The sequence below is a fragment of the Klebsiella sp. 10982 genome (assembly GCF_048589245.1).
GTDB lineage: Bacteria > Pseudomonadota > Gammaproteobacteria > Enterobacterales > Enterobacteriaceae > Klebsiella > Klebsiella quasivariicola.
Window position 1 is genome coordinate 312168 of sequence record NZ_JBMAXV010000001.1, and the last position, 11672, is coordinate 323839.

At 48.9% G+C, this 11672-nt stretch carries 12 protein-coding genes; 7 read left to right on the plus strand and 5 right to left on the minus strand.

The window, feature by feature from the left end:
* Window positions 1–65: 65 nt before the first annotated feature.
* The gene (locus ACKLKD_RS01475; protein WP_087804680.1) at window positions 66–965 is read right to left on the minus strand and encodes a LysR family transcriptional regulator; all 900 of its coding nucleotides are present in this window, start codon (window positions 963–965) and stop codon (window positions 66–68) included.
* Window positions 966–1103: 138 nt separating this feature from the next.
* Here ACKLKD_RS01475 and ACKLKD_RS01480 point away from each other — a divergent pair, with 138 nt between their 5' ends.
* From ACKLKD_RS01480 to ACKLKD_RS01495, 4 genes are read left to right on the plus strand one after another with little or no spacing between them, the layout of a single operon-like run.
* On the plus strand, window positions 1104–1412 hold the full coding sequence (locus ACKLKD_RS01480; RefSeq protein ID WP_025713599.1) for a hypothetical protein: 309 nt from the start codon (window positions 1104–1106) through the stop codon (window positions 1410–1412).
* Window positions 1413–1420: 8 nt separating this feature from the next.
* Window positions 1421–1975, plus strand: a complete 555-nt coding sequence (locus ACKLKD_RS01485) for an NAD(P)H-dependent oxidoreductase (RefSeq protein ID WP_117140999.1) — start codon at window positions 1421–1423, stop codon at window positions 1973–1975.
* A gap of 18 nt (window positions 1976–1993) precedes the next feature.
* On the plus strand, window positions 1994–3013 hold the full coding sequence (locus ACKLKD_RS01490; RefSeq protein WP_080897039.1) for an aldo/keto reductase: 1020 nt from the start codon (window positions 1994–1996) through the stop codon (window positions 3011–3013).
* A 32-nt stretch (window positions 3014–3045) separates the two neighbouring features.
* Window positions 3046–3849 carry a carboxymuconolactone decarboxylase family protein gene (locus ACKLKD_RS01495; RefSeq protein ID WP_025713602.1) on the plus strand — a complete coding sequence of 268 codons (804 nt, stop codon included), beginning with the start codon at window positions 3046–3048 and terminating at the stop codon, window positions 3847–3849.
* 303 nt (window positions 3850–4152) lie between these two features.
* Here the strand turns inward: ACKLKD_RS01495 and ACKLKD_RS01500 are convergent, their stop codons facing one another.
* Window positions 4153–5067, minus strand: coding sequence for a LysR family transcriptional regulator (locus tag ACKLKD_RS01500; protein WP_025713603.1), 915 nt, complete (start codon window positions 5065–5067; stop codon window positions 4153–4155).
* 129 nt (window positions 5068–5196) lie between these two features.
* Between ACKLKD_RS01500 and ACKLKD_RS01505 the strand changes: the two genes are divergently transcribed.
* The 3 genes from ACKLKD_RS01505 (at window position 5197) to ACKLKD_RS01515 (ending at window position 9217) form a co-directional block, all read left to right on the plus strand.
* Window positions 5197–6585 (plus strand): MFS transporter, encoded by a 1389-nt coding sequence (locus ACKLKD_RS01505; protein WP_087804682.1) that lies wholly within the window; start codon window positions 5197–5199, stop codon window positions 6583–6585.
* Between the two features lie 586 nt (window positions 6586–7171).
* Window positions 7172–8095, plus strand: a complete 924-nt coding sequence (locus tag ACKLKD_RS01510; protein ID WP_087804684.1) for a hypothetical protein — start codon at window positions 7172–7174, stop codon at window positions 8093–8095.
* Window positions 8096–8389: 294 nt separating this feature from the next.
* Entirely contained in the window at window positions 8390–9217 is an 828-nt protein-coding gene (locus tag ACKLKD_RS01515) for an RES domain-containing protein (RefSeq protein ID WP_087804686.1), read from the plus strand.
* Between the two features lie 545 nt (window positions 9218–9762).
* On the opposite strand, the gene ACKLKD_RS01520 is transcribed toward ACKLKD_RS01515, so the two are convergent.
* The 3 genes from ACKLKD_RS01520 to ACKLKD_RS01530 all read right to left on the minus strand — a co-directional run bounded on the left by ACKLKD_RS01520 (window position 9763) and on the right by ACKLKD_RS01530 (window position 11324).
* The gene (locus tag ACKLKD_RS01520; protein ID WP_107334272.1) at window positions 9763–10089 is read right to left on the minus strand and encodes a hypothetical protein; all 327 of its coding nucleotides are present in this window, start codon (window positions 10087–10089) and stop codon (window positions 9763–9765) included.
* 270 nt (window positions 10090–10359) lie between these two features.
* The gene (locus tag ACKLKD_RS01525) at window positions 10360–11154 is read right to left on the minus strand and encodes a hypothetical protein (protein WP_017880053.1); all 795 of its coding nucleotides are present in this window, start codon (window positions 11152–11154) and stop codon (window positions 10360–10362) included.
* Window positions 11151–11324, minus strand: coding sequence for a hypothetical protein (locus ACKLKD_RS01530; protein ID WP_017880052.1), 174 nt, complete (start codon window positions 11322–11324; stop codon window positions 11151–11153). The genes ACKLKD_RS01525 and ACKLKD_RS01530 overlap by 4 nt, the downstream gene beginning before the upstream one ends.
* Window positions 11325–11672 lie beyond the last annotated feature (348 nt).

Genomic DNA, 11672 nt, shown 5'->3' on the forward strand with positions numbered 1-11672 from the left:
ATAGGGTTAAGACTGAGGGAAAGACAGGACCTGTGCCTTCAGATATTTCGCACGCAAAATAGCCTTTATTCCGCGGCATGCATTATCAGGAAATCAATCAGGGCTTTCACCCTTTTCGTTCTGCCCGCGTTTTTTGGGTAATAGAGATAAACCGGGGGATAGGTTTTCCAGTAGTCTTCCATCACAGGAATAAACTGCTCACGATCGGGTTGTAGCCGCCAGATGGGTTCAAACAAGCGGCCAATCCCCAGTCCGTGACGAATACCGTCGGCCATCACGTCAATATCATTGCTGATTAACTGCCCGGGCATCTCGATGGTGAGCTGCTCGCCATGGTCATTAAGGATCAGCGGCAGGATGCGGTTGTTGGTAATAAAGCGATAGCCAATCAGCCGGTGATGGTTGAGATCGGCGGGCACCGCTGGCACGCCATATTCGGCAAGATAGGCTGAGGAGGCGTATAACCCTTCACGAAACGGTTTCATTAACGGGCGGGCGACCACGCCGCCTTCGAGAATATCGCCAAAGCGGATCCCAAGGTCGAAACGTTCTTCAATGATATTAACGGTACCGTCATAGACCGATATTTCCAGCTGGATCCCCGGATATTGCTGACAAAATGCCGCCATTGCCGGTTTGAGAATAAGCAGGTAGGCAAAGCGCGATAGCGTGATTCGTACGATACCAGAGGGCTCCTGATTCTGGTCGCGAATGCTTTCAAGCGAATTTTCCAGCGACTCCACCGCCGCAGTGGTCTGTTCCAGCAGCAGCTGCCCGGTTTCCGTCAGCTCAATTCGCCGGGTTGTGCGCACAAAAAGCGGATGGCCAATATGCTCTTCCAGCAGCTTAAGCGCATTGCTGACGGAGGGAGGCGTAATTTCCAGTTTTCTTGCGGCTGCCGAAATATTGCCCTCGCGCGCAATGCTCTGAAAGATGCGTATCTGATTATAAAGCGCGTTATTCATAGCATCTCCTTAAGACAGCCTCGCCTGATTATTAAGTACAGGCTAAATATTCTTAAGTCAATGGCCGCCTAATCTTCCCCCCCTGTGGCTCGTATACTTTTGTCTCTTCCCGCTGATAACGACTCTCCGGAGACAACTATGCGCATTTTATGTCTGGATATCCCTGCCCCCGGCGCGACACTGGAACACTATGCGCCGCACCTTACCGCGGAAGCCCTGCACGCCTGGGGACTGTACAAGTCTGGCTTTATCCGCGACATCTATTTCCGTCAGGACCGACCCGGCGTCGCTATTTTCCTCGAGTGCGACACCGTGGAAGAGGCGAATAACGTCATGGCCGAATTTCCGCTGGCAAAAGCAGGCTTATTAAGCTTCGAGTGTATTCCACTCGGCTCGTTTATTAACTGGGAAAACCTCTTCTCAGCCGAATTTAAACATCAGGAGTAACGGTAGGAATGAATATTCTTATTGTTTCCGGGCATCCGGATCTCAATCTTTCCATCGCTAACGCCACCATCCTCGATGAGCTGGCAACCGCCCTGCCTGACGCGGAAATTCGTCGTCTGGACTGGCTCTATCCGGACGGCAAATTCAACATCACCGCAGAGCAGGAAAGCCTGCTGCAGGCGGATGTGATTGTCTGGCAGTTCCCTTTTTCCTGGTATGGGCTGCCCGGGTTAATGAAACAATGGCTGGACGAGGTCTTTGTTCACGGCTTCGCGCATGGATCAACGGCGAAACTGGGTGGTAAAAAGCTGATCCTCTCCTTCACCACCGGGGCGCCGCAGGCGGCGTATAGCGCTGACGGTTTCTTTGGCCATGCCATTGAAGAGTATCTTATTCCGTTCGAGACCACGGCAAGGCTGTGCAATCTTAAGCTGTTGGCGCCGGTGTATACCTGCGGCATCAGCTATGCCGACCGGGATGCCGACAAAATCGCACAGCAAAAAACGCTTGCCCGGGAACACGCGTCAAGGCTTGTCGATCTGCTCAATACCGTTTGTGAATAATCCACAGGGAGAATAACGATGCAGTATACCCGGCTCGGTAAAAGTGACTTAACGGTCTCCCGCATCTGCATGGGATGTATGGGGTTTGGCGATCCGTCAACGGGTCAGCATCGCTGGACGCTGGACGAAACAGCCAGCCGGGACATCATTCGCTACGGCCTCGAACAGGGCATCAATTTTTTCGATACCGCCATCGCCTATCAGAACGGCTCCAGCGAGCGATACGTTGGCCGGGCGCTGCGGGAGATGGCAAAACGCGAGGAGGTGGTGCTGGCCACCAAGTTTCTGCCACGAACCGCCGCGCAAATTGCGGGGGGGATCGGCGGAAAAGAGGCAATAGCCCGCTCACTCGACCAGAGTCTGCGCAACCTCGGGATGGACTACATCGACCTCTACATCTACCACATCTGGGATTACAACACGCCGGTTATTGACGTGCTTGAAGCGCTGCACGCCGCCGTGACCGCCGGCAAGGTGCGCGCAATTGGCATTTCCAATTGCTATGCCTGGCAGCTGGCGAAGGCGAACGCCCTGGCCGAACGCGAAGGGCTGACGCCCTTTGTTTCCGTGCAGAGCCACTACAACCTGATCATGCGTGAAGATGAACGAGAGCTGTTCGGGCTGTGCGCGGAAGATGATATCGCCATGACTCCCTATAGCGCGCTGGCCAGCGGCCGTCTCTCCCGCTTAGAAGGCCACACGCGGCGAGCGGTAGAAGATGAGTATGCGCAGGGAAAATACGACAGCACGGCAGAACAGGACCGGATCATTATTGCCCGCGTCGCCGAACTTGCCGAACGGCATCAGGTTTCCATGACCGAAATTTCGCTGGCCTGGCTGCTGACAAAAGTGACGTCGCCTGTCGTAGGAGCCACAAAAAAAGATCACGTCGATGGCGCGGTAAACGCAGTCAATCTTCACCTGAGCCCGGAGGAAATCCAGTTTCTTGAAGAAACCTACCAGCCGCACGTTCTGACGGGGATCATGGCGCAAAACACGCCGCAAACGAAGGACGTTAAGCAGGTCTGGACGCGGTAACGATCCGCCCTGCTGATCGGAAAGGAGCAAATATGAAAAACGTGATTGCCGCGGCAGCCTTGTCGCTTGTGCTGTCTGATTTTGCTTATGCCAACGAACAAAGAGATGAAGCTATGATGAAAATTACCCCTTCCACCCTTGCTGACGCTGATATTCAAGCGGTGTCGCCGGCGCTGGCACGCTTCGGCCGCGAGGCCATCAGCAACGACCTCTGGCAACGTGACGCCCTGTCTGCCCGCGACCGCAGCATCGTGACCGTAGCGATGCTGATTGCCCGCAACCAGCCTGGCGAGCTTAAGCACTATATTGAAGTTGCTCTCGACAGCGGCGTGACGCCAGCGGAAGTATCAGAGATCATTACCCATCTGGCGTTCTACTCAGGTTGGCCCAATGCAATGTCAGCCGTCAGCGTGACCAAAACGATCTTTGCAGCCCGCGGCATCACGGCAGAGGCCCTGCCCGCCGCCTCGCCGACACTGCTGCCACTCAATAAACAGGTAGAGAAGCAGCGTGCAGACACCGTGGAGAAAAATGTCGGTCCCATTTCGCCTGGCCTGGTTAAATTTACCGCCGACCCGCTGTTTCTCGACCTCTGGCAACGGCCCGCGCTTACGCCCCGCGACAGAAGTCTGGTGACGGTCAGCGCGTTAATCGCTGCCGGACAGAGCGCGCAGATTGGCTACCACCTGAACAGAGCCATGGATAATGGGCTTTCGGCTGAAGAGGCCGGAGAAGTGGTCGCCCAGGCGGCGTTCTACGCGGGATGGCCAAATGCGTTTACCGCTGCCCCGGTGGTCGGTGACGTGTTGCGATCGCGCGAGAGCAAAGCTGAATAAAAAAGGATAAAGGACAGGAAAGCTGTCCTTTATTTATCAGTTTAAAGGTAGCACGAGGGCTTTCGATTAAATCTCGCGGAAAGGACATAAACGGTCTATCGACGTATGGAGGCTTCGATCGTGAGTCTGTTCACATCGCTCATTGAGAAAATTTCCGTTCCGTATGCCGTCCTGAGTCTCATCTTTTGAAAGCAGCGATCGCTGCGGCGAGACGGTAGCGCGGACATGTCTATTTGGTTAGAGACGAATATCTCAATTTAGCTACTACACCGCAACTTCGTTTAATCTGTTTTATCTTAACTATCAATGGACTGACCTCCCCACACCGCATATTGCAAGAATTTGCTCTCTCAGCCAGCGGTGACCGGGGTCGCGTTCCATTCTTGGGTGCCACATCTGCGATACCGTAATACGACGGCTTTTGCACGGCAGCTCGAAAACGTGTACCTGGTCCGTTACCTGCTGATTGAGTAAATAGAGTGCAGGTATCATGGCGATAAGATCCGATTCCAGCGCCACAGACAGTGCTGTCGGAAATCCCGGTACGACGCTCGCAATTTTACGTTTTGTCCCCAGTTCGGCCAGCGCATCGTCAACGGATCCGTGCAACGCGCCCTCGGGTGACGCTACCACATGGCCCCAGGCGACATAATCACCCACGCCTATTTCTGCCTGCTTAGCCAGCGGGTGCCCTTTACGCACGACGCCAACAAACCGATCCTCAAACAGTCGTTGCAGCCGTATTTCTGGCCCCATATTACTCTGAACGCCAATCTCCAGATCAACCAGCCCTTCCCGAAGATAGCGCGACGTTTTTTCCGGCTTAGGCGCGAAGCGTATACAGACATCCGGCGCGGCGTCGGCAACCGCTGCTATGAGCGCAGGCCCAAACGCCACCACAAAACCATCGTTTGCCCTGATGGTAAAAAGACGCGCCAGACTTCGCGCGCTGAATGTTTCAGTTGAGGGCTGCAATACCGCCCTGGCCTCGTGCACTGCACGCCTGGCGCGATCCCGGGTCGCTTCAGCCCACGGAGTCAGTACCATGTTACGCCCGGCGCGCACCAGGATCGGGTCTCCTGTGACATCGCGTAACCTGCTTAGTGTCCGGCTCATGGCCGAAGTGCTGAGGTTCAGACGACGTGCCGCACCCGCGACACTCGCTTCACTCAGCAATACGTCGAGAGCTACCAGCAAATTAAAATCGGGATCGGACATTTCCCTTCCTCCCAGCACATTAAGATAAGGCGTTTGATGCAACAATAAAGTGAAAATAGTGCGCCTTCCGCCCAGTAAAAGCCATCTTTATAGTTTTGTCATCCATACACTCTTCTCAGAGGACAAATGATGACGCTCTTTTCCAGTCAACCCGGCGACGAAGGCCTGCCTGGCCCGGCGCGCGCACGGGTGATGGCCGCAATAATGACCGCCACCTTAATGGGCGTGTTTGATGGCACCATGATCAACATTGCCCTACCCTCAATGGCTCAGGAGATGCAGGTACCTGCCAGTATTGCCGTCTGGTTCGCCAACGGGTATCTGCTGGCGGCTGCGATGACGCTGGCGATATTCGCGGCGCTTGCGGCCCGTCTGGGTTATCGCCCCGTATTTCTGGCGGGCCTGACGACCTTTACCCTGACATCGCTGGGCTGCGCGCTGGCGAATAAGCCCGACGTGCTTATCGGTATGCGCGTGCTTCAGGGGATCGGCGGCGCGGCGACGCTGAGCATTGCCCCCGCAATACTCAGGTCCGTATTTCCCGGACGATTACTTGGCCGCATTCTGGGGTTCCATGCCCTGCTCATTGCCTCCAGCTCCGCTATCGGCCCGGTATTGGGCGGTACGATCCTTCACACCCTGAGCTGGCAATGGCTGTTTGCGATAAACGTTCTTCCCGGCACCCTCGCCTTACTGCTGGCGGTCAGAGCGCTGCCGCGGGATGCGATCCTTATGCAGGCGCCCTTCGACACCCTGGGCGCCATATTGTCGGCACTGCTGTTGGGTTCGACGATCATGGCGGCGAACAGCCTCCAGGACGCTACTTATCAATTCGGCAGCCTTTGCTGGATGGCTCTCGCTGCGCTGAGCGGCATGGCTTTTATCTGGCAAATCCGCCGCACGGATCATCCCTTACTGCCGCCGACCATGTTTAAAAATGAACGTTTTACCCTCGCGGCCTTCACGTCGATGATTGCTTTTGTCAGCCAGGGGATCACTTTTATTGCGCTGCCCTTTCTGTTTCAGAGCGAATACGGCTACAGTCCGGTAGCGTCTGCCCTGCTGTTTACGCCGTGGCCGTTAGGGATCGTGCTGATTGCACCGCATGCAGGCCGTTGGGCGGACACGATATCCGCCCCGGCGATATCCACCCTGGGGCTGGTGATTTTTGTCGTCGGTTTGATCCTGCTGGCGACGTTACCCGCCAGCCCTTCAATGTGGGATATCTGCCTGCGAAGTCTGGTGTGCGGAATAGGGTTTGGCTGCTTTCAGAGTCCCAATAACCGGGAAATGCTCTCAAACGTTATTCGTGAGCACGCGAGTTATGCGTCCGGTGTTTTATCCATTATGCGCACTTTCGGGCAGTGCCTGGGAGCCGCCGCCGTAGGCGTTCTGCTGGCAGCAGATGAAAGGTCAATTCATGTTGCGCTGTGGGTTGCCGCCGCGGCCTCTGCGGTATCGGTTGTCGTCAGCGCGAGCCGACTGCGTAAAATCACTCATCCTGCGGAAACAGGATAAGTGCGAAAATATCACTAAACGCTACTACTCCAGCGCCAGCAGCGCAAGACGCTGATCCCGCAACCAAAGTGGAGTCCTCCGTCGGAGTTCAATAGACTGACAGAAAGCTATAACCGCTGATTTATCAAGGGAAAATTGCGTTTAGAAGACGTCAGGAGACTGGAGTTTGGAGCGGCGAAGGGAACAATACAACCCTCTTTAACCCCTTAAATTACAGCTAGTATCAAAGTTATAAGTTCAGTTCTATACACATTCCTATACACATCTAACTTTTCATTGTGCTTAGCTACTGAACACGGAGTGTGCTAGTTTTGATTTAGTTGTTTTCATTAAGCAACCCGCGATCATTAACTACTTGCAAGATACCAGTGAGTAGCAGCTAGCAAGTATGGCAGATGCTTATAAAACCTCACAGATCAATGTCTTAAAAAACGACTGTTCAAAAAGCTAAAATCTGTGTTCTACCGTCATTTTAAAACTGATTATTATCTTTGAGAGACTGTAAACTAGTAAAAGCTGTGGTAGATTTATAATAATCGCACGCTACTATCATATCTTAAACATGTGAAGTTAAAGGAGCAGTAACATGCTAAATCGGGGATTGACTGTGCTAAAAAGTAGCAGCACTGAGAAAAAATTAGATAAAAAAAATAAAGATAAGATTGTTCAAACTTACTTTCAAGAAAAGACTGCAAACCTGTATATAAAGAAAATCCTTAATGATCCTAACAAAGAATTTTTAACAAATAGAGATTTAGACGCATTAAAAGAATCATATGATAAAGCGCATGATATTCGTAAATTCGAAATAGAGCTTTATTGGAAGAGAACAGCTTATGTATGGACTCTTATAGCGTCCCTTATAACTGTAACTGGTGTGTTGCTTGCAGCATATTACAGACTACCCCCCGACTCAGGCGGAAGTAATGCTCTTTTGGGGTTGGTTGCTAGTGTTGCCATATTAGGCGTACTTATAACAATAATTTCATCTAAAATTATTAGAGGCGGTGAATATTGGCAAAAGAATTGGGAATATCATGTAAGCTTATTAGAGCCTCTTTTCTCTGGTAGAATTTACAGTACATTAGTAAATAAAAAATTAAAACGACACTCCATATCTAAGCTAAACAGTATACTTTACTTCTTGTTTTTAGGCGTATGGCTATTATTAGCTGAAGGAATATACTTTGTTGTCTTTCCCGATACGAATAAAAATAATTTTTTCATTTTGCTAGCTTCCTTCTCAACGTTAGTTTATATAACATCATATTTGATTGATTTATGGACATATAGAAAACCTGAGAAAACACAACTTTCAATTGCTCATTGGCAAGTTGAGCTTCAGGAAAAAACCACAGCAATTTCCGTTGAATCAAACAAAAAAAATACATCCTTAAACAATACCATCCGCAAAATATATTTCCACACCAGTTCTATTTTGAAGTTAACGCTATTATTAATTTGGATAATGATTTCAATAAGTTTCCTTTATTACATTCACTACAAATAGAGAACAAAAAATTTCACCACTCTAATCTAATTTATAAAAAGTGTTTTTATCAAAAACATAAATTAAATCAGAGTGGTCTTTCCTCGCAAAAGCACTGTTCAATCCCATACACTACAATCTATCAAACACTATCTGGTACTAACCGATTTAGCTAAAAGTAACGATTGCACTTCATAATAACAACCAAAAAATATTGACAACTCAATTAATTCCGATTATAACCCTATGATTATTATATGATTTATAAGTCTCATTCAAATTATAGTTTATAATATAATACAGCAGAGATTCTTCATGAATAAAAAAGTAAAAGTTGTAGAACTTAAAAGCCTCGATCGGTTCCGTAATGATGTGTTAAGCACACAAAAACCAGAAAAAATAGAAGAATTACTAAGCTGGTACTTGGGTGTTTACGGTGGGATTAATTTTACATTTGGCTATGACAGGCCAATATTCAGGGCAAGGAAATGCTATGACCGCAATGGATTCAGTAATATTAGTGAAATATATCCTCCTCCGCCAGAAAAATGTCAAATTGGGCGAATGAATGAAAAAGGAAAAGCGATTTTTTACGGTTCATATAGTCTAGGGACTGCACTTGCGGAAATTAACGCCAAAGAAGGCGAATATATTCAAGTGGCCCATTTTAACTTACCAGAAAAAGCAGATCATGGTATAAGATGCTTTGCAATAGGTGAAATTTACAATTCCTACCATGGGAATAGTACCATTTCATCGGCGTTATCTGATGAAATTAGAAAACTAACTGGCCGATTAGGTAAGAATGATATACATGCCTTGTTATCATTTTTGTATATGGATGCATTTTCTGCTGAACTGTTGAATAGCATCAATGCAAGCAGTATAAATTACATATACTCAAGAATCTTTAGCCGGTTACTTCTAAACAAACACCCAGATATTGATGGACTTATTTATCCAAGTGCTAAAATAAAAGGTTCAGCCAATATTGTATTGCGCACAAAAACAGCAGAGGAAAAGTTAAATTTAAGTTTAAATGTCGTATTGGAAATTATAAAAGTTTATCCCTATGGCATAGTCGATTTTAATCTTATTAGAAGCGCTAAAGGTCACACCTCCAGTGGCGACATCATTTGGTAAATTATTTTCCGCTTCTATAATAATATAAGCCGATACCATTGCGTTCCGTTGGTGAATTATCTTCTCGTCTTATCCGTATATGAAATTTTCAGTTAAGGACTAAATGGTAAAGGTTTCAGTTATGTATGAATCGAATATAATTTTCTGACTGAAGCAACTGTAACTTAGAGCGCGTTCTGACAAAAATCCCCACTGGCGCTGCCGGTGGGTGACAACTTTTGACAACTCAATCTGAACGCCAGCGTTCGGGCAAACCAGAACAGCGATCTGAAAGAGGCTCGAGGATGGTTGCATTGGGGAAGTGCTTAACACCTCCCCTTCGCGAGTTCGTGTACCTGAAGTTTTCTAAAGCGGCGCGGTTTACACTTTGCCGGCAGGACTAACAGATACTAACAGCCAAGGCTCAACAAATCTCAACGCCAGCCCTTTACACTTCTACTGTAGCTGCTGTTCGTAGGCGTTAGGATCCGTTAGGTTGGGTTGACACTTTTCCCTGTTTTTCACGAAAAGTGTCAAGTTAGAGGAGTTAGGTTTGGCCGGGGGGTTTACAGTTTCTCACCTGCCAGCAGACAGAGTGCCTTTAATCCTGTATCGCTCCAGTCATCTTGGGTGTCGGGATGCATTGCGGCCACATAGGCCAGCTCGGAACGCAGGAAACGCAGACCACCAGCCATGTGATCTTTGCCATAGAAGCTGTGGGTTTCTTCATCCAACCGGAAGAGAATCAGCAATTGTTCATCGGGCTCGTGCTGAACATCAAAACCCAGCTCAGCGGCTGCTGCCTCTATTCGCTGGCCAGCATTAATATCAGCCGGCAGCTCTTTCCCGCCGTCATGCCCCCATACCCACGCGGCGGCCTGCGCCCACGTCATTGCATTGTGATGATCACCAGCACCAGCACCAGCACCAGCACCAGCACCAGCACCAGCACCAGCACCAGCACCAGCAGAATTTTGCTTCGCCTGTGTTGCTTCAACATCCACTTTATCGCCTGATAGCACAATCTCACCACGTGCTATCCAGCCGTAAACTGTTTGTCGGCTTACTCCCATGTGCCTGGCATAGGCTGATTTGCTCAATAACATAATTTACCGTTCCTCACTTCTGTCATTTAGCATTCTCCAGTTAAGAAAAAGCCGCCATCAGGCGGCCTGTTTCCCATCTTCATCATCTGCTTTACCCTGTCGGGAATTAATTTTTTCCATACCATCAATGTACTCGGACAGATTCGCCAGCCCGGAGACTCGAGGAGCCACATCGCGAGGGTCGTCATTGCTTCCAAATACCAGATTTGCATACCATGTGCGAACAGCGATGATTTGCTGCAGGTTGCGGTTAATGGCTTTTACCAGGTTAGAAACAGATTTGATAACGGCTCCGTTATCTGTGGCGATACGGGCAAAAGTCAGTCGCTCCAGCTGAGAATCTGTTACGCCTGAGCAAATGGCGTTACCTCGTAGCAGGGCGTCACATAAATCAGTCTGATTCCCGGCATACATTGCTACCATCAGCTTTTCTTTCGCAGCTCCATCCAGCGAGCGAAATACATTCCGTAGCTCACTATCTCGCATAAATCCGACAACATCACCCTCGGCCAACGGAGCAACTGGGGCCAGTTTGGTCTTAAGATAATTGAGAATATTTTCAGCTTGTTCGCTGATCATCGCCGTACTTCTAGTGAAAGCCGTGAGTGTGTCTCTATTTGCCGCATCTCTGGCCCGGCGGTTTTTTGCTGCTTCGTTTAAATCCGGATCATTGCGGATAACCTCTACGGCATCGGCTTCCGCCTCAGCTAACATTGCCACGGCCCGCAGATCACCAAAAATATTCGCCATCCCTTTAAAAAGAATCGCCATCTGCTCATTAGGCGCAACCACTTCAGAAACGTTATCAGTGATAGCAATGCTTCTTTGCCCAATTTTAATTTCGTAACTCACTGGCTTACCTCCATTCTGGATAGCCCAACATCAAATATTTTTCTCGCCACATCATGGATTGATGGTGCGATACCAAACCCGGATTTCTGGCGTTCCTGCTCCTGGATGGCTTTTAATGCCGCAACCTGAGCAGCGCTCAGAAGAACGGGTTTCACGTGTTCCTTTTTCATGCTTCCCCCTTGGTTATCACATGATAAAAAACGCAACAATCACAATAATCATTGCAAGTAATGAAATGATGGTAATGAAATCGAGGGGATGCACAACGTGAAATGAATGGATGCGTTTTAAAGAATTTGCCCTCAAGGTATACATGGTGTTCATAAAGGCTATAAATTGCTTATAAAACATAATATTAACCTATGAACACCAGCCTACATTTTGGGATTTCAGGTCTACACGGTATACATCATTCTGTTTAATAAACGATCAGATGGTTAATGAGAGAATGAACACCATGTACACCCTGTGTATACCTGAAAACAAGGTATACATGGTTTATTTCGTCGCGGTATTTC